Origin of the sequence: Niallia sp. FSL R7-0648 (assembly GCF_038007005.1) — a bacterium.
Classification (GTDB): Bacteria; Bacillota; Bacilli; order Bacillales; family Cytobacillaceae; genus Niallia; species Niallia circulans.
Genome location: NZ_JBBOWE010000002.1, coordinates 724,139 through 743,192, shown reverse-complemented (window position 1 = coordinate 743,192; position 19,054 = coordinate 724,139). Strand labels below are relative to the sequence as shown.

At 37.1% G+C, this 19,054-nt stretch carries 18 protein-coding genes; 10 read left to right on the top strand and 8 right to left on the bottom strand.

What is annotated here, in order from left to right; translation table 11 throughout:
• Position 1: 1 nt before the first annotated feature.
• The 5 genes from bglX to NSQ89_RS23700 form a co-directional block, all read right to left on the bottom strand.
• Positions 2-2,161, bottom strand: coding sequence for a beta-glucosidase BglX (gene bglX / locus NSQ89_RS23720; RefSeq protein ID WP_061797064.1), 2,160 nt, complete (start codon positions 2,159-2,161; stop codon positions 2-4).
• 11 nt (positions 2,162-2,172) lie between these two features.
• On the bottom strand, positions 2,173-3,003 hold the full coding sequence (locus NSQ89_RS23715; RefSeq protein ID WP_061797067.1) for a carbohydrate ABC transporter permease: 831 nt from the start codon (positions 3,001-3,003) through the stop codon (positions 2,173-2,175).
• Positions 3,004-3,015: 12 nt separating this feature from the next.
• A complete protein-coding gene (locus NSQ89_RS23710; RefSeq protein WP_369988880.1) occupies positions 3,016-3,846 on the bottom strand; it encodes a carbohydrate ABC transporter permease in 831 nt (276 codons plus the stop codon).
• A gap of 214 nt (positions 3,847-4,060) precedes the next feature.
• On the bottom strand, positions 4,061-5,308 hold the full coding sequence (locus tag NSQ89_RS23705; RefSeq protein WP_341133370.1) for a sugar ABC transporter substrate-binding protein: 1,248 nt from the start codon (positions 5,306-5,308) through the stop codon (positions 4,061-4,063).
• 112 nt (positions 5,309-5,420) lie between these two features.
• Positions 5,421-5,660, bottom strand: coding sequence for an AbrB/MazE/SpoVT family DNA-binding domain-containing protein (locus NSQ89_RS23700; RefSeq protein WP_061797075.1), 240 nt, complete (start codon positions 5,658-5,660; stop codon positions 5,421-5,423).
• A gap of 570 nt (positions 5,661-6,230) precedes the next feature.
• Here NSQ89_RS23700 and NSQ89_RS23695 point away from each other — a divergent pair.
• From NSQ89_RS23695 to NSQ89_RS23665, 7 genes are all read left to right on the top strand, one after another.
• Positions 6,231-6,698: a hypothetical protein gene (locus NSQ89_RS23695; RefSeq protein WP_235844443.1), complete on the top strand. Its 468-nt coding sequence runs from the start codon at positions 6,231-6,233 to the stop codon at positions 6,696-6,698.
• 96 nt (positions 6,699-6,794) lie between these two features.
• A complete protein-coding gene (locus NSQ89_RS23690) occupies positions 6,795-7,829 on the top strand; it encodes a polysaccharide pyruvyl transferase family protein (protein ID WP_061797073.1) in 1,035 nt (344 codons plus the stop codon).
• Positions 7,830-7,985: 156 nt separating this feature from the next.
• Positions 7,986-8,291 (top strand): type II toxin-antitoxin system PemK/MazF family toxin, encoded by a 306-nt coding sequence (locus NSQ89_RS23685; protein WP_341133440.1) that lies wholly within the window; start codon positions 7,986-7,988, stop codon positions 8,289-8,291.
• Positions 8,292-8,511: 220 nt separating this feature from the next.
• Positions 8,512-9,507 (top strand): ArsR/SmtB family transcription factor, encoded by a 996-nt coding sequence (locus NSQ89_RS23680; RefSeq protein WP_095258304.1) that lies wholly within the window; start codon positions 8,512-8,514, stop codon positions 9,505-9,507.
• Between the two features lie 30 nt (positions 9,508-9,537).
• On the top strand, positions 9,538-10,347 hold the full coding sequence (locus NSQ89_RS23675; RefSeq protein WP_061797085.1) for an ABC transporter permease: 810 nt from the start codon (positions 9,538-9,540) through the stop codon (positions 10,345-10,347).
• 12 nt (positions 10,348-10,359) lie between these two features.
• On the top strand, positions 10,360-11,337 hold the full coding sequence (locus NSQ89_RS23670) for an ABC transporter ATP-binding protein (RefSeq protein WP_047940946.1): 978 nt from the start codon (positions 10,360-10,362) through the stop codon (positions 11,335-11,337).
• Positions 11,334-12,146: an ABC transporter permease gene (locus NSQ89_RS23665; RefSeq protein WP_341133369.1), complete on the top strand. Its 813-nt coding sequence runs from the start codon at positions 11,334-11,336 to the stop codon at positions 12,144-12,146. Before NSQ89_RS23670 ends, NSQ89_RS23665 begins: the two co-directional genes overlap by 4 nt.
• Before the next feature lie 61 nt (positions 12,147-12,207).
• Here the strand turns inward: NSQ89_RS23665 and NSQ89_RS23660 are convergent, their stop codons facing one another.
• Entirely contained in the window at positions 12,208-13,638 is a 1,431-nt protein-coding gene (locus NSQ89_RS23660; protein WP_341133368.1) for a phospholipase D-like domain-containing protein, read from the bottom strand.
• Between the two features lie 446 nt (positions 13,639-14,084).
• On the opposite strand from NSQ89_RS23660, the gene ahpC reads away from it, so the two are divergent.
• The gene (ahpC, locus tag NSQ89_RS23655) at positions 14,085-14,648 is read left to right on the top strand and encodes an alkyl hydroperoxide reductase subunit C (RefSeq protein ID WP_047940949.1); all 564 of its coding nucleotides are present in this window, start codon (positions 14,085-14,087) and stop codon (positions 14,646-14,648) included.
• 14 nt (positions 14,649-14,662) lie between these two features.
• Positions 14,663-16,192 (top strand): alkyl hydroperoxide reductase subunit F, encoded by a 1,530-nt coding sequence (gene ahpF / locus NSQ89_RS23650; protein WP_047940950.1) that lies wholly within the window; start codon positions 14,663-14,665, stop codon positions 16,190-16,192.
• 45 nt (positions 16,193-16,237) lie between these two features.
• Here ahpF and NSQ89_RS23645 read toward each other — a convergent pair whose 3' ends face one another.
• Positions 16,238-16,393 carry a hypothetical protein gene (locus tag NSQ89_RS23645; protein WP_341133367.1) on the bottom strand — a complete coding sequence of 52 codons (156 nt, stop codon included), beginning with the start codon at positions 16,391-16,393 and terminating at the stop codon, positions 16,238-16,240.
• 158 nt (positions 16,394-16,551) lie between these two features.
• Positions 16,552-17,001: a GNAT family N-acetyltransferase gene (locus NSQ89_RS23640; RefSeq protein ID WP_047940951.1), complete on the bottom strand. Its 450-nt coding sequence runs from the start codon at positions 16,999-17,001 to the stop codon at positions 16,552-16,554.
• A gap of 372 nt (positions 17,002-17,373) precedes the next feature.
• Between NSQ89_RS23640 and NSQ89_RS23635 the strand changes: the two genes are divergently transcribed.
• On the top strand, positions 17,374-19,035 hold the full coding sequence (locus NSQ89_RS23635) for a peptide ABC transporter substrate-binding protein (protein ID WP_047940952.1): 1,662 nt from the start codon (positions 17,374-17,376) through the stop codon (positions 19,033-19,035).
• Positions 19,036-19,054 lie beyond the last annotated feature (19 nt).

Sequence of the window (19,054 nt, the reverse complement as noted above, 5' to 3'; positions counted from 1 at the left end):
CCTATCCTCTTATCTTTTTTAATTTAAAACATTTTGATTGAAGTTCTATGCTATTTGGACCAACCATTACTTCAAAATCGCCATCATCACTGATGAATTGCATATTTCTGTGGGTATATCGAAGCTGCTTCTCCGAAATAATAAATGTTACCACTTGCTTTTCTCCGTTTTCTAAATAAACTTGCTTAAAGTCCTTTAATTCCTTAACAGGACGCACCACTTCTCCGACTAGATCACGAATATAAAGCTGGACCGTTTCTGTGACAGGATAGTTGCCTCTATTCTCCACTTCCACCGTAACTGTCACGGCTTCATTCTCCGATATGGTCTCTTTATCTACTTGCAAATTGTTATAAACAACTTCGCTGTAGCTTAATCCATAGCCAAATGGATAACGTGCATAATTTGAAACATCCAAGTATTTAGAAACATATTTTTCGTCCGGATTCTCTTCATAAGGACGACCTGTATTATCTCCATTGTAGTAAACTGGCACTTGCCCCACATTTTCTGGGAAACTCATGCTTAAACGTCCACTTGGGTTTACATCTCCATATAAAATGTCACTTAGTGCATTTCCACCTTCTGTACCAGGGAACCACGCTTCTAAAATGGCAGCTGCTCCATCTAGCTCACTAATATCTAACGGTCGGCCATTATACAGCGTAACGATTATCGGTTTACCTGTATCCTTTAATTGCTTAAAAAGCTTTATCTGTTCTTTCGGCAAGGAAATATTACTTCGGCTGGCCGCCTCTCCACTCATCCATTCTTGTTCCCCTAAAGCTAATACAACGACTTCTGCATGACTCGCTGCTTTTAGTGCACTTGAAATCATGTCTTCTGATAGTTCAAAGTAATCACAAGGTACTTCTGCTGAGAGAATATTAGCAGATTTCGTTTGCATCCCTTCAAGTAACGACACAGCTTCATCCATTTTCCCTTGCCATGACCAAGCTCCTAAAATATCCTGTGAATCTGCTCCCGGTCCGACAACTGCTACTTTTTGATTGGCAGATAACGGCAGGACTCCATTGTTTTCTAGCAATACAATTGATTTTGCTGCTATTTCTCTGGATGCATTTCGATGAGATTGTGACAGTATTACTTCTTTTTCCCGATCCGCATCTGCTCCGCGATGAGGATTTTCAAATAACCCTAAATCATTTTTCAATTCTAAAATTCTTAGCACTGCTTCATTTAAAAGTTTTTCGTCTACTACTTCTTCCTCTACTAACTCCTTTAAATAGTGAGCATAACAAGTGGTCATCATCTCAATATCTACTCCTGCCTTTATGGCAAGCTCCGCAGCCTTTTTTTCATTTCCAGCTACGCCATGAGCAATCAATTCCTTCACTGCTCCCCAATCAGATATTACTACCCCATCAAAACCAAACTGTTCCCTTAATATTTTTCTAAAAAGCCACTCATTCCCAGTTGCGGGAATCCCGTCCACTGTATTAAAGGAGGTCATTACTAATTTAGCACCTGCATCAATAGCAGCTTTGTAACTCGGTAAATAGCTTTCCCTTAGTTGCCGTTCAGACATATCGACCGTATTATAGTCTCTTCCTCCCACTGGAGCACCATATGCAGCAAAATGCTTTACACAGGCCGCTAGTCGTTCTGTATCGCTTTTCAAGTCTTCTCCTTGATAGCCGTGCACTAACGCTTTCGCAAATTCACTATTTAAATGAGCATCTTCTCCTGTTGATTCCATCACTCTCCCCCATCTAGGGTCGCGCACTAAGTCAACCATCGGTGAAAAGGTTACATGTAAACCAGATACACTAGCTTCTAATGCAGAAATTCGCGCCATTTTTTCCGCAGCTTCTAAACTCCAGGAACTCCCTAAACCTAAAGGAATGGGGAAAATCGTTCGAAATCCATGGATAATGTCAGCCATCATTAAGGTTGGAATTCCTAAGCGATGCTTTTTCATATATTCCTTTTGGATACGAATAGCTTCTTCAGCTCCCGATAAACCTAATGTAGAGCCAGCTTGTTTGATATTTTCTTCTGTTAACCCTAAATCAGTTAAAGGTCCTGTCATTTCTTCACTTTTTTTTGTATAAAAATCGGCAGAAAGCTGTAGAAGCTGATCTACCTTTTCCTCTACTGTCATTTCATCCACTAATTTAACTAAATCTTCTTGTCTCATTTACATGCTCCTTACTTCAATCCTGATACATTGAATCCTTGCAGGATGTATTTTTGGAATATCATGAATACAATAATGATTGGAATAATCATAAAGGTAGAACCAGCCATCTGCAGAGCATAATTGCTTGCATATTGTCCTTTTAAAAGCTGTAGACCAACAGATAATGTATAATACTTTTCATCATTCGCCATAATTAGCGGCCATAAGAAGGAATTCCACGCACCGATAAAGGTCAATATTCCCTGCACAGCTATAACCGGGCGTGAAACAGGCATAATTATTTTCCAAAATATTTTCCATTCACTCGCACCATCTAATCGAGCAGCTTCTAATAATTCGTTCGATATAGTAGACATAAACTGACGGAATAGGAAAATGGCGAAAGCCCCCACTAGACCCGGAAGAACAATCCCTGCCATTGTATTTGTTAAACCCATTGCGTTTAAAATCAAATAGACTGGAATCATTGTGACTTGCCCAGGTATCATCATTGTCGCAAGCACTAAATAAAAGAGAATATTCTTTCCCTTGAAGTTATATTTTGCAAAGCCGTATCCTGCCATCGCGTTCAAAATTAGTCCGCCAAATGAGCATAGGACGATAATTAATGTATTTTTTAAATACACGGCAAAGTTAAACGCTAAAAACAATTCTTTAAAATTAGCAAAAGTAATCTCCTGCGGCCAAATAGTTGGAGGAAACTGCATAATTTCTGCATCCGTTTTCAGGGAAGAAAGCAGCATCCAAATAAATGGTAAGACCATAAAAAATCCGCCAACAGTAAGAATAATTCCAACAATCCACTTTGAAGTTCTCATTTGCTTTTGAGATGTATGCATAGCTATTTCCTCCTATAATGATTCTTCATCACTCTTACGCTGAATGCGGAATTGAATCAAGGTAACGATAATAATCGCAATAAATAAAATAAATGACCCTGCCGCTGCATAACCAAACTTACTAAATTGGAACCCGTTCCGGTAAATAAATAACGCAACGGAAGTAGTACTATCTAAAGGCCCGCCATTGGTCATAATAAACGGTTCTTCGAAAAACTGGAGCCAGCCAATCATCGTCGTAATCGTTACAAAGAAAGTTGCAAACTTAAGCATTGGTATCGTAATTTGAAATAATTGTTGACGTCGATTAGCGCCATCTAATGAGGCAGCCTCATAATATTCTTTCGGTATACCTTGAAGAGCCGCTAAAAAAATAATCATATTCGTACCAATTGCTCGCCATAAAGCAAGAATAATTAATGACACTTTCGCCATTGTCGGATCTTGCAGCCACGGTACTGGAGAAACATTGATAAGAGACAGTAAATAGTTTAAAAATCCAAAGCTCGGGTTATAAAGATAACTCCAAACCACTGCTACGGCGACCACATTTGTTATCGACGGCGTATAAAAAATCAACCGAAAAAATTGAAATATTTTATTTTCCCCGAAGTTAATCATAACCGCGATTCCTAAGGAACAGGCGATAACTAAAGGCACACCAATCACTACATAAAACAAGGTATTTCCAATAGACTTGAGGAAAACAGGATCTGTTAAGATTTCCTTGTAATTACTTAATCCCACAAAATTGATCTGTGACCAATCCGCTAATCCAACTAAGCTGATATCTGTAAAACTAATAAAAAAAGCTACAACTATAGGAATTAAGGAAAACAACATTAGTAAGAGCAATGCAGGAGAAATGAATAAATATGGGGCTCTTTTACTAGTAAAGTTTCTCAATTTTAAAGCACTTCCTTTACTTTAAATAGAAAGGAGCATCTCTTTAGAGAAAGATTCCTTTTAACACATTCAGATTAGAAAGATATTTTTCTAATCGAACGGTTTATTCAGATAGCTTCCTCTAATGTTTTAGATACTCCTTTCTGCTCATTTATTTACTTAAAACCTTTTCTGATTCTGCATTAAATGCATCCATCTCTGTCTGTACATCTGCTCCACCTAAATAAATTTTCTCAAAATGCTTCAAATAGTTTTGAGCGATTTCTTCAAATTCTGGAATCAATGGCATGGGATGAGAATTTTCCATTTGTGCTCCAAATACTTCATATAATGGATCTCCGGCTAGCTTTTCATCCTTCCACGCTTCTTTTACTGTTGGCATGGCATTTGTTAATTCTAACCACTTTAATTGGTTTTCCTTGCTGACCATAAAATCAATAAATTGTGCCGCTTGATCTTTTTTCTTCGAATGTTCAAATATGGTTAAATTCGATCCACCAAGACTAGAATCATTATTATCTTTTCCAGCAGGAAGAACGGCAGTTGCCCATTTGCCTTCGATATCCGGCACTGTATCATTGACTGTTTTCACCATCCACGGACCACTAATAAACAATGGTACAATAGCATCTCCTGAGAACGTTTGCGAAACATCCATTCCTAAGTCCTGTTTAGGCGCATAACCTTTTTGGATCATATCATTTAAAAACGTCACTGCTTCTACAAACGGCGCTTGGTTAAATCGCGCTTCTTCCTTATCTGACAGTAATTCAGAACCATTTTGTCGAGCAAACATGAAACCAAGTGTTTGTTCTTTCGAATCGACATTTAAACCATACATATTGTCTCCTCGTTCTGATAATTTCTTCGCGGCGTCTTCAAGCTCTGCCCATGTTTTAGGCGCCTCTTTATATCCAACGGATTCTAAAATATCCGTACGATAGAATAAAACTCTCGTTTCTGCCGCCCATGGAATCCCGTAATACTTATCATCAAACTTGGTTGTTTCTACTGACCCTTCGAAAAAGTTTTCTGGCTTTAAATGATCATTTTTATCAATAAATGGCCCCATATCCGCCAATGCACCAGCTTCTTGAAACTCCGGCATCCAAGTAGTGCCCATTTGAAGGACATCAGGTCCTTCCTTCGAAGCTACGGCTGTCAGTAATTTATCATGAGCACTAGCCCAGGGGATTGCTTGAATTTTTACTTCAATGCCTGTTTCTTTCGTAAATTCCTCCGCCATTTTAGGGAGCTGCTTCACTTCATCTCCCATTCCCCAAACGGTTAGTACTTCTGAGTCACTAGCATCATTTTTACTATCAGAACATCCCGCCATTAATCCTACTGCAAGTAATGCTGTGGTTCCTAGCAATGCAAATTTCTTTTTGAAATTCATTCTTGTTCCCTCCATTTTCAGATGAATTTTATAGAAACGTTTCGATATAAGTTAGTATATATCACGAAAAATTAACTTGCAAGCGTTTTCTAATTAATATATTTAATATTATTCAAATGTATTCCTTCCCTTCTGGTTTGCCAAAGTCATAATCTAAATGTGGATTGGGTCTCCCTTTTATTTTGGCTAGTAGATCATCTAATGTAGGTTTCGTTTTAGCGGGGCGGATCATGATTCCGTCATCACATAATTGAAGTTCTATTTCGGAACCGTTATCTACCCCAATGTTTTTAGCAAGATGAGTAGGAATGCGGACGGCTAAACTATTTCCCCATTTTTGAAGGGTTGTCATATGTTTTCCTCCTTTTTTGTCATGTGAACTTTTATTCTGGTTTCCTTCTTTGTCGTTGTAAACCATTCTATCATCTCGTTTCTACATTGTATATACATATACATATCCAAATCAGTAGAAAAGAATACGATATTTTGCAGAAATGAGTAAAAAGTCCACATTCCCTTCGTCATTTTCTTGTTTCACATAGATTATCGGTCAGGAGCGTAGCGACTGGCTGGCTTGATTTTGCTCCGTCTATCAAAAAGAAAACCCCTACCATAAAATAATATAGGTTTCTATATTTGCATAGCATACAGATCATTCAAACAATCAGAGCAGGTTCCAGCAGTACAATGACTACACCCCATCGCAGTCATTCGAGCAGCTGTTCGAGAAAGGGGTATTTATCCAGAGACTCTCCCTTCGAAATCAACTATCTGCCAAAAAATTATATATAAATATTACCAATATCTATCAAATCTCTAATACGGGATTGGTTCCAATGCGGAAGAGGTATCTTACATATAGCCAAATTTTAAAAGATAACTAGTAACTTAAACTGCCATCTTAAAAGGGGAGAGAAGGGGGATGAAGATGTTTACTCTAAGTGATCTCGACAAATTTGCATGGGCCTTTTTCGTCGTTTTGCCTATTGTTAATTTAGTTCATGCTGCCGGGCATCAACTCTTTGTATGGATATTTGGGTTGAAGGGCGATTTAACGATTGGCAGGGGAAAAAGACTGTTTTCTATAGGGTGTATGCATATTCATGTACTTTATTTTGTAGATGCTGCCTGCCACTATAAAGGGATAGAGAAGAAAAAAAGATGGCAGCAGACATTGATTCATGGGGGAGGTGTATTATTTAACTTATTGTCGATTCTAGTCGTTAATTCTTTAATCATTCAGGATGTTCTACCAAAAAGCTCATTTTTCTATCAGTTTGTTTATTTTTCCTTTTATTTTATTTTTTTTGCCGTGCTTCCTTTTAATTATGGAGAAGATTCTCCGAACGATGGCAAATCAATTCTATTGATATGGAAGCAAAAAAAGTAAAGGAGAAAGTTAATGTTTTCGGAATATTTATAGCTTGTTTTGGGTACATGACAATTAACCCTAGGTTCTATCGAAGTGAGAAGGAGGAATAAAGTTATGTTAAATCAAGCAAGGAAAGAAGAATGGAATATTGTAAAAGGAATTGCTCCTAATGTAGATAAGGAAGCATTATTTAATAATAAGAGAAAAGTATTCCTATTTGGATCGCCAAGTTATACGAATATTGGGGATCAAGCTATTGCCTATGCTGAGGAGAAGTTTATTAAAAATTGTTTTCCTTACTATGAATATATTGAAATTATGGACTATGCAACAGAAGAAGGAATAGAGCTAGTCAAAAAGATTATAAGCGAAGATGATATTGTTTGTTTTACAGGTGGAGGAAATCTCGGAAGTTTATACGTAGATATTGAGGAAGATCGTAGAAAAGTAGTTTCATCCTTTAAAGACTACAAAACAATTGTTTTTCCACAATCCGCCTTTTTTGAGGATACAGAGGAAGGTAGAGAAGAGAAGCGGAAAAGCCAAGAGGCATACAATCAAAATCCTAATCTAACTTTAGTGGCAAGAGAGAATCAAACTTTAGATATTTTAAAAGAAACCTTCCAGGCAAATGTTATTTACACTCCAGATATGGTATTATCTCTGTCTATTGAGCCAAGGGAGCTGGAACGTGATGGTGTTCTATTTGTTCTAAGAGCAGATAAGGAGAAGGTGACAGAAGAAAGCTTTGTTTCCGACTTAATGGAGTTATTTGGAAAAACGGAGTCTGTGGAGCGGACAGATACGGTTTTATCAGAGGTTGATGTGATTGATTATGCGGACCGTGAAAAGTACTTCTTAAAAACGCTTGATAAAATTGGTTCCAAAAAGTTAATCATTACAGATCGGTTGCATGCTATGATCTTTTCTATTATCACTAAGACACCTTGTCTAGTGTTCGGAAATAGCTATGGAAAAGCAAAACATTCTTATAATGATTGGCTGCATGAGTTATCCTTTATTGAATATACTGATAACAAAGATCTAAATGACATACCAGCAATGGTAGAAAGACTGCAAAATGCAGAGCCGAATAAGATTGATGTAATGGAAGATTTCCAAGTACTAAAAGACTTTTTTAAAGGATAAGTTCCAATGAACGTGGGGAGATCTAACGGAGGTAAAAGAGGAAAGAATGTCAATATAAAACATTGATATTACTTAAATCTTTGCACTTTGTTGGGTCTTTTTTATTGTGTTTTGTGAAACGTTTCTACTAATAACGCTGTTCCTAAAAAGGGGGATATCGGCTTTTTAGACTTCAATCCGCAATCAGGGGTGGAGCAAGCCGGTCATCGCCCTTGTATTATTTTAAGTCCCGAATCTTTTAATTACGCAACAGGTCTTGCTATCGTCTGTCCGATTCGCACGCGAAGCGGAGATTGGCCGTTTGAAGTAGCCTTGCCTCCTGGACTAAATATTACAGGGTATATATTAACAGACCAATTAAGGAGCGTAAACTGGCGAGCAAGAAATTTCAATAAGCGAGACGAAGCTCCAGAAGAAGTATTGGAATCATGTATGGATCTCATCCATACTTTTTTACCGTAATGAACTCTCTTGTTTTCTTAACCCGTATCGAAATCTCGGTACGGGTTTTCTTTTCTATAATGGCTATGTGCCTTTCATCCCCTTCCTAAATGCCAGCTTTCACAGTAAAGAATAATTCCCCATTGACAAATCCTACCTCTCTCTATAAAATACTGAATAATTTTGCAAAATTATCAATTTGATTCGCTCTTTAGCGAATCAAAATAAAAGGAAGAGATCCATGGATAAAGTAAACATTTGGATTGAAAAACATGTACGTGTCATTTACTCCCCATTTCGTGAAATGTTAACAAGTTTACATGTTTTACACAATCCAGCTCATCACCTGACGAGGTTAGACTGGGCAGAAAAAACAAAAGAAGAAATATCAAAAAAGCATTGGAAAATGATTCAATTTTTTGGGGAAATTAGTAATGAATGGCTTAATTTTCTCGATTTGAATGATTATCTTTTATTGGAAGAGAAGCATGTTGAGGAAGCCATTGAACGATTACGTTTACTGCCAGAACAGCAATTTCTTGCTTTCCTGTTAGGTAAAAGCGATTTTACAGACGCAAATACAAATCAACAAAAGGTTTTAAAAAAACCTAATTATTATCGGAATCTCCTTTGCGATTTGCTCTATGATTACCAGCAAAATTATTTTGCGCGCGAATTATACCGAATGGAGCCGTGGTTAGTTAAATCTGTTCATGAATTAAAAAAGGCAATAGCAGCAAATCCCTATGAAGCGATCAACGCTATCCATCCACGCTTCAAACTTGATCAAAAATCGATACGGTTTTATAAAGCAGACACCTGGATTTTTGCTTATGAAGAGATAGAAACATTGACGATATACCCATCCAGCTTTATCGCTCCACATCTCTTAGTTGGCTTAGAGGTTCCTGCCATCATTGTTTATTTGCATGTCTCCTTTCCTAATCAGCTGGGAGCTAGTCAAGATATAGTCCCAATAGACTTGCTTTCTACTCTCTCTGCATTAGGGGACAAAACGAGATTACAATTATTAAGACAAATGTCCCGGCATCCCTTTTGTACACTGCAATTATCTGAATCTACCGGGCTTGCAAAGGCCACAATTTCTAAGCATCTAAAAATCTTAGAAAAGGCGTGCTTAATAAAAGGGGAAAGACATGGACACTTTGTGTTTTATGAAACAAATTTGCAAAAATTAGACCAACTGAAGGTCGACTTAAATCAGTTTTTTGATTAGCCTTCCCTTGGTCAAAAGGAGGATACATAAATGTGGTTGAGCATTTCTGCTACTTTTTGGCGAAATTATCTCGTGATGAAAAGAGCTTTTCCTTGGTCTTTTTTTCTAGGTCATATATTAAGCGCCATTTATATTATTGTCTTTGCCTATCTTACCTATTTTTTTGTTTTTAAAGGAGAATTATCATCCAGTTTCTCTGCTTATGCGGGGACAGATGACTATCTTTCCTACTGCATTTTAGGTGGATTACTTTATTCCTTTTCAGTGTCTCTTTTAATGATTACAAGTCGGACACTTATCACAGAACTGCGAGAAGGGACCCTAGAATCCCTTCTTCTAACACCATCGACTAGAAAGGGATATTTTCTCGGCTATGTAGCGCAAGGGTTGATTAGAATTATGTTGGAATTCCTTGTGATTATTGCAGCTGGCTCTCTATTCGGCTTGCATTTACAAGGAATAAACTGGCTTCATGTCATAATTGTTCTTACCATTTTGATTCTTTCCACCTTTTCGATGGCATTAGTATTAGGATCGTTTATGCTCTACTTTCGAGATACATATATCACGCAGAACACTTTATTTGTCCTTATGGGACTTGTTTGCAGCATCACTTTTCCCAGCGACTTTTTACCAGAGGGAGTAAGGTGGGTCAGCCAAGTCATGCCACTCACCTATGGGATTGATGCTTTACGAATGGTCTGGATAGAGGGGACCCCACTTCATGAGCTTTTGGCTCCATTACTAAAAATGGCGGCGCTTGGATTAATTTATTTACCAATAGGCTCATATTTGATGAAAAAAATGGAGAAATACGTACTAGAAAAGCATTTTGGATAAGGAGTGAGAAAAATGATCGAAGCAAAAGGAATTAGTAAGTATTACACAGTGAAAAAAAGAAAGAATTTTTTCCGTTCAGAAAAGCAAGTTGTTTGTGCTGTTAAAGATTTGAACATCTCTATTAAAGAAGGAGAAATCGTTGGCTTGCTCGGTTTAAATGGGGCTGGAAAAACTACAACCATTAAAATGCTCAGTACCTTACTAAATCCAACAGAGGGACAAATAACGATTGATGGTTTTGATGCTGTAAAAGAGGCAATGAAAGTAAAAAAGCACATTAATATGATTGCTGGCGGAGAAAGAATGCTATATTGGCGGCTGACTGGATCCGAAAACCTTCGATATTTCGGAAAGCTCTATCAACTATCAGGTCTAGAGCTGGAAAAACGCATCGCCTATCTTCTCGATCAAGTTGGATTAAAAGAGGCAAAAGATATTCCAGTAGAACTATATTCTAAAGGGATGAAGCAAAGGCTCCAAATTGCGAGAGGACTTATTAATGATCCTAAATATTTATTTCTTGATGAACCAACGCTTGGCCTGGATGCACCAGTAGCCAAACAATTGAGAGGATTAGTGAAAAACTTAGCAAAGCAGGAAGACAAAGGAATCTTATTAACAAGTCATTACCTCGAAGAAGTGGAGGAGCTTTGTGATCGCATCTATATTATTGAAAAGGGATCGATTATTTTAGATGGCACACCAGAAAAAATTATTTCATCTGTTGTAAAAAGCTATCATTTGAGGATGGAAACAAGTTCCCTATCAGCAAATGTGCAAAATAAACTCAAACAAGCATTAGTCGATTGCAGCATTCAGTTTAATTGGCTGACAGAGAGCACAGTGATTCTTGTCGATGCACCATATGATCCCACTTCTTTCCTTATTAATATTTGTATGAATGAATCTGTTCCAATCCTAAAGCTGGAGCTTAAGCGGCCAAGATTAGAAGATGCGATTCTAACCTTAGCAAAGGAGAAATCTGCATGAAGTTGTTTTCTATTTTACAAGCAGAAATGGCTAAAAGTCATAAACATAATTTTCATAACAAGTTAATCTATTTTTCCTTACTCTTATGGCCAGCTTTATTGTTTATTACGTCTTATTATTCCTTTAAACCCTTTAACCTAACGAAATCTAGTCCGCTATCGGCCTATATGGATGTTGACCAAATCACTATGTTTTTACTAACTGGGTACTTAGGATATATTTTCTTCTGGAGTCTCGTTCAATCCGCTTGGAATATGAGCTATGAGCGTCAGGCTGGTACACTTGAGCTCATCTTTCTTACACCTGCAAATCGTTTAACTATCATGTTTGCACGCGCAGCTGGAAATTTGCTTGAAGCCGTATGGCTATTCACTACCTTCATTCTATTGGTGCTTATTGTTACAGGAAAGGCGGCAGAAATTTATTGGGCAAATGTCCCACTTGCCTTATTTCTTCTTAGTGTATCTGCCATTGTTTGGGGGGGATTTTTAAATATTGTCTTTCTCTTTTCGCGAGATGCTGGAATCCTTTTTACCATTTTTGAGGAACCAATGCAATTCTTCTCTGGTGTACGTATTCCAATCCTTGCCTTTCCAATCTGGGGGAAAGCAATTGCCTACCTTTTTCCACTAACTTATGTACTAGATATCTTTCGAGATCTTGTGCTGAATGGAAAAGATTTTACGCAAATGGTCGGACAATATTCGCTTTTATTTTCCTTTATTCTTATCCTTGCCGCTGCCTCTGTCTTGCTTTTAAAAAAGGCAGAAACCCATGCTAAGAATACAGGAAATATGGTCCTTTATTAAGGATAATAATCATGCCTCTGCGTTTCACGTGAAACACAGAGGCTATTTTCTAGAAAATAGCCTACACTAAAAAGTCCACCAGCTTTACGAAAAAGGACAATGCCCTTACCGTCAGTTTCTTCCAAAAACCTGCTTCTGTTTCCTTCACTTTATCATCTGATTTATAAGCCCCATCTTCTAAAACTTGAAGACTTTGATCATTTACCGTTTTATTTAATTCCTCTTGAAGAAAGTGAGCGAATTCTTCACTATCAATCAATACCATTGTTTCGGTATTTAAAAAAGTACTTCTTGCATCTAGATTATAGGAGCCAATTAAACTAATTTTCCCATCAAAGATATACGTCTTTCCATGAAGCGATTCCGTTTTCGGCTGGTACTCATATAACTCATCAACGAAATGGACAATGTCCTTCCTGCTTGCCCAATATCCAGAAAATGCAACTAAGTTCGGTGAAGAGGCAACGGAATTTGTTAGGATCTTCCAATGATCAATCGCTATTTTCTTTTTATCTACATATGCCAGCATTTTCTGCGTTGGCACAATATAAGGGCTTTCTAAATAAATGGATTTTGCTTGTTCACTTAGTGATACAATTTCTTTCCAAATAAGAGGATCTTTATTAAAGCGCTGATGTGGATTAAAAAGAAAATGAACTTTTTTCGTTGGATATGCATCTTTTTTCCAGTTAATCATTTTATCTATCGACAATGGGTAAACCTCTTTAGCATGTTTTAATAAGTGGATGGCTCTTTTTCGCTTTCGCTCCCCTAACTTTTCCTTCCTTTGTGAAAGTTTCTTTACGGAACTTTTTGTAAAAGGGTGTTCCCAAACATATTGATAATAAACATTCATCTGCTTTAACACACTTGTTTCTAATTTTTCAGTAAACACAAGCACATCGCGATCATTGGAAGCTCCTTTAGATCCTTGTGCACTAAAATATTTATCTCCTATATTTCTACCGCCAACTAACGCAAGTTCTTCATCTATAATAAATAGCTTATCATGAAATCGATTATTCCAAGTCCAAGGCTTTCCTAAATGTAGGGGTTCATAATACTTTAATTCCATATTCGGATGCTGATAAATAGCATAGCTATACAAACGTAAATCCTTATTAAATTGATTGACCATTCCATCCAGTAAAATACGTACTTTTACCCCACGATCTGCTGCTTCAAATAGAGAAGCAAAAAACAAATCGGAATATGTACCTTTTTGAATGGCATAAGTAGATAAATCAATAGATTTCTTTGCATTCTTTATTAACTGCAACCTTGCTAAACCAGAATCTTCCCTGTCTTGAAGTAATACTACTTTATCAGATGACACTACATTCTCTTCGTTCTGCGAGAGGTTCACAGCTGGATTCCAAGAAGAGTTTTCCTTAGGCTTGTAAAAGTAAGGCACGATAACACAGAATACAATAAGGTATAGAAGATAGCATCCAACCAAAACCAAAATAATATTTATGCTTTTATGTATCATAATGTTTCCCACCCATTTAAGTTAGATACAAAGTAGTTTCTCCAATAAATCTTTAATTATGAAAAAGGCCTCTTCTTCTTTTACATAGTTTTGTTTCTTAATTTTTTGAAAACGGTATTCCTATTTTTATAGAAGGCTTGATTATATTATTGATAGGCGAACGAGCCCCCTCTTAATTGAGAATAATCTTTAATAAATGAAAATTAATAGATCGATAACAAAAACACTGCAAATACAGTACTTATGTTGTCTGCTTTTCACAAATTCACGCAAGAGTTATTATTAATAAAAATTAAAATAAGTATTAATAAGTTTTAGATTATCCTTGACAAAATAATTAAGTTTATATAATAATAAATGTTGAATTGTAATAATTATTATTTGCATAAGTTTGGATTATTTGTCCAAACTAGTAATAAATTATTCATATTAGGAGGAATTTTATTATGTCAATTATTGGAAAAGAAGTTTCACCATTTACAGCTCAGGCATTTCATAACGGTGAATTTATTGAAGTAACAGAAGAAAACTTAAAAGGTAAATGGAGTATTTTCTGCTTCTACCCAGCTGATTTTACTTTCGTATGTCCAACTGAATTAGAAGACTTACAAAACGAATATGCAACATTGAAGGATCTTGGAGTAGAAGTTTACTCTGTTTCAACAGACACTCATTTCACTCACAAAGCATGGCACGATCATTCAGAGGCAATCGGCAAAATCGAGTACATAATGATCGGTGACCCAACACAAAGAATTTCTCGTGATTTTGACATTCTTAACGAGGAAGCTGGTCTGGCAGATCGCGGAACTTTCATTATCGATCCAGATGGTAAAATCCAAGCGGTTGAAATCAATGCAGACGGTATCGGCCGTGACGCAAGCACACTAGTAAACAAAATTAAAGCTGCACAATATGTTCGCAACAATCCAGGTGAAGTTTGCCCAGCTAAATGGCAAGAAGGCAGCACTACACTTAAGCCAAGCCTAGACCTTGTTGGCAAAATTTAAGGGAGTGGCTCTATATGTTACTAGATAATGAAATTAAAGGGCAGCTGAACCAATATCTGCAAATGATGGAAGGCGATGTTGTTCTTAAGGTTAGCACGGGATCGGATGAAGTATCCCGTGACATGCTAGCCCTAGTTGATGAACTAGCTACTATGTCAGCTCATATCAAAGTAGAAACTGCTGAATTAGAAAGAACACCAAGTTTTAGTGTAAATCGTGTTGGCGAAGATACTGGAATTACTTTTGCTGGTATCCCTCTAGGACATGAATTCACTTCTTTAGTATTAGCTTTACTTCAAGTAAGTGGTAGAGCTCCTAAAGTCGATCAAAAAGTAATCGATCAAATTAAAGCAATCAAAGGTGAATTCCACTTTGAATCTTACATTAGCTTAACTTGCCATAACTGTCCGGATGTAGTACAAGCGTTGAATGTGATGAGTCTTTTAAACCCTGGTATCACACATACAATGATTGATGGGGCAGCTTTTAAAGAAGAAGTAGAAAGCAAAGATATCATGGCAGTTCCTACCGTTTTCCTTAACGGGGAATCATTTGGCAGCGGTCGTATGTCATTAGAAGAAATTTTAGCAAAAATGGGCAGCACAGCTGATGCTTCTGAATTTGCTGATAAAGAACCATTTGATGTATTAGTAGTTGGCGGTGGTCCAGCTGGTGCAAGTGCTGCAATCTACGCTGCACGTAAAGGAATCCGCACTGGTATCGTTGCAGAACGCTTCGGTGGCCAAATCATGGATACGTTAGCTATTGAAAACTTCATTAGTGTGAAACAAACAGAAGGTCCAAAGCTTGCAGCAAGTCTGGAAGAGCATGTAAAAGAATATAACATTGACGTTATGAACCTTCAACGTGCTAAGCGTTTAGAGAAAAAAGACTTAATAGAAATCGAATTGGAAAATGGTGCCGTTCTGAAAAGTAAATCTGTTATTCTATCAACTGGTGCTCGCTGGCGCAATGTTGGCGTACCGGGAGAAGCAGAGTTTAAGAACAAAGGTGTAGCATATTGTCCACACTGTGATGGACCATTATTTACTGGAAAAGACGTCGCTGTAATCGGTGGCGGTAACTCAGGAATTGAAGCTGCTATCGACTTGGCAGGAATTGTGAAACACGTAACAGTTCTTGAATATATGTCGGAATTAAAAGCAGACTCTGTTTTACAAGAACGCTTAAACAGCCTACCAAATGTTACAGTTCTTAAAAATGTTCAAACAAAAGAAATAACTGGTACTGATAAAGTTAACGGTATTACTTATGTTGAACGCGAAACCGGTGAAGAAAAACATATCGAGCTTGCAGGAGTGTTCGTCCAAATTGGTCTAGTTCCTAATACAGATTGGTTAGAAGGCACAGTGGAGCGTAACAGAATGGGTGAAATTCTTGTTGATAAGCATGGCGCTACAAGCCTGCCAGGTGTATTTGCAGCTGGAGATTGTACAGACAGCGCTTATAAGCAAATCATTATTTCCATGGGTTCTGGTGCAACTGCTTCGTTAGGTGCATTTGATTATCTGATTCGTAATTAATAGATTTTGAGAAAGAGCTTCCCTTTTGCGGAGGCTCTTTTTTAGTTATGTTGAGGTAGGCGTTGGTGGGTGAAGTGAGAGAGATTGGCTAGTATTTTGGGCTTTGGCTGATTCCTCCTCTACTTTAGCTGATTCTCCCTCCAGTTTGGCTGATTTCCCTTCTACTTTAGCTGATTCCTCCTCTGCTTTAGCTGATTTCACCTTTGCTTTGGCTGATATACCACAATTATGAGCTTATATCTACCCCATCTGCTGCCATTCCACTATACCTCATCGACCAAATAAACTCCCCATCACTTTTACCAAATAAAAAAGAGGGTCTGTCCACAAAAAGGATGACCCTAACCACTCCTGCATTATTATTCTAGCTCCAACTCCATCCACTCATCCGTTTCCTTAAAGCCGAACTTCTTATAAACAGGTCTGCCAAGCTTCGAAGCACCCAACCATATTTTCTTAATACCTAAGCTTTTAGCTTCCTCAACTAATTTTGTTAGTAGAGTGGTAGCTATTCCTTTTCCGCGATAAGCATTCTTTGTATACATATTAGTTACGTAGGCCTTTTTTCCGCTCTTGTTCGTATAAGTAGGTGGGAATTCATATATTACGATAGCTCCTGTTGCAATTATTTCATTCTCCTCCATTACAAGCCATTGAATAAGGGAACCTTCTGCTAATTTCCTTTGAAAAAAATCTTCTAGCTCGTTATCAATATCTTTATCTGCAGTAATTCCCTCATCTACTAACTGGAATTTTCTTAGCTCCATTAGCAGATTAATATCTTCCCTAGTCGCTTTGCGATATTCCATTCAATTCCTCTCCTTCCAACTTCCTTATATATAATCTACCCAAAAGCAGGCAGTACTCCTTCAAACTCTATCACGTAACGGATTAAGACAGCAAGAAGAACAACAATCGTTCCATAATCCCCCCAACACATATCTTTAGAAAGGTATATTCATTATTTTCTAACCTTATCGTTCCATAATTCTGAATCTCTTTTTCTTATAAAATAAAATCCTTCAGATAAAATAGGTCTAAATATACTAAATCTTTCAATAATTATTCAACAATAACTTTACAACCACATCTACTAGTAGGTATAATAATTTTTATAGTTTTGAATGTTCACTAGATAGATAATATTCAGAATTAAACAACATAAACAGGGGGAATACTTCATGAAACGAAAAAATTGGTTATTACTTCTCACGTTTGCATTTGTGCTAAGTGTATTAGCTGCATGCTCTGGCGATAATACCGACGTTTCTACCGACTCAAAGGATAAGGACGGTAAATCAGACGAAAAAGTCCTTAACTTTATAAATCCAGAGGCAATTCCGTCAATGGACCCAGCTTTAGCTACAGATGAATCTTCATTTGTTTATCTTGGTGCCACAATGGAAGGGCTTTACCGTTTAGATAAAGATACACAGCCATCACCAGGTATTGCAACTGATCACAAAGTTAGTGATGATGGATTAACTTGGACGTTTACATTAAGAGAAGATGCTAAATGGTCAAATGGTGACCCAGTTACAGCAAACGACTTTGTGTATGCATGGCAACGCGCTGTTAATCCGGACACTAAATCGGAATATGGTCCTTATATGATGAACGGTGTCATTAAAAATGCTGCTGCTATCAGTTCTGGGGAACTAGCTGTTGATCAATTAGGTGTGAAGGCGGACGGTGATTATACACTTGTTGTAGAATTAGAAAACCCAACACCTTATTTTGAGACATTAACTACTTTTGGTACATTCTTGCCATTAAACCAAAAGTTTGTGGAAGAAAAAGGAGATAAATTTGCAACAAGTTCAGAGAACTTATTAGCAAACGGGCCTTATAGCATTACTGAGTGGGACAGTACAGGTACTTCATGGGTTCTTGCAAAAAATGATAGTTATTGGGATGCAAGCACCGTTAAAATGGATAAATTGACATTTGAAGTAGTAAAAGACCCACAAACAGCTCTTGGTTTATATGAAAAAGGAACAGTCGATCGCATGGATCTTACATCTGATTTAGTTGACCAGTATTCAACTGATGAGAATTATAATGTTTCAGCAGACACATTTGTGTATTTCCTTAAATTTAACCAAACAAAATCAGAAGCTTTAGCAAACAAAAATATTCGTTTAGCTCTTAGCCGTGCATTTGACAAGGATGCTTTAGTTAATGAAATCTTAAATAACGGTTCTATCGTAGCAAATGGACTTGTCCCAGCTGACTTTACTCCAATGCCAGAAACTGGTGAGGACTTCCGCAAAGTTAGTGGAGATCTTGTTACTTATGATTTAAAAGCAGCAAAAGATTACTGGGCAAAAGGCTTAAAAGAATTAGGTACAGATAATGTTTCGCTAGAGTTTTTAGCAGATGATGATGCAACAACAAAAACTTTAGTTGAATATGTGGCTAACCAGTTATCTACAAACTTAGAAGGCTTGAATGTTAAAATTAAACAAGTTCCAAAAGAGCAACGACTTGATCTAGATTCTAGCATGGATTATGAGCTGCAACTTTCTAGATGGGGCCCTGACTTCCTTGATCCATTCACATACATGAATTTGTGGATTACAGATGGAGGAAACAATAAAACAGGCTATTCTAATAAAGAATATGATCAATTAGTTGGCGATACAGCAACTAAACTTGCAACTGATAACGTTGCTCGTTATGATAACTTCTTAAAAGCTGAAAAGCTATTATTTGAAGATGCTCCAATTGCACCAGTTTACCAAGCATCAAGAGCACAATTGATTTCACCAAAAGTAAAGAATGTATTTGTAAATCCATTCGGAGCAACTTATGAATATAAGTGGGCAGATGTAGGAGAATAAGAATTAACTTAAAAAGCGG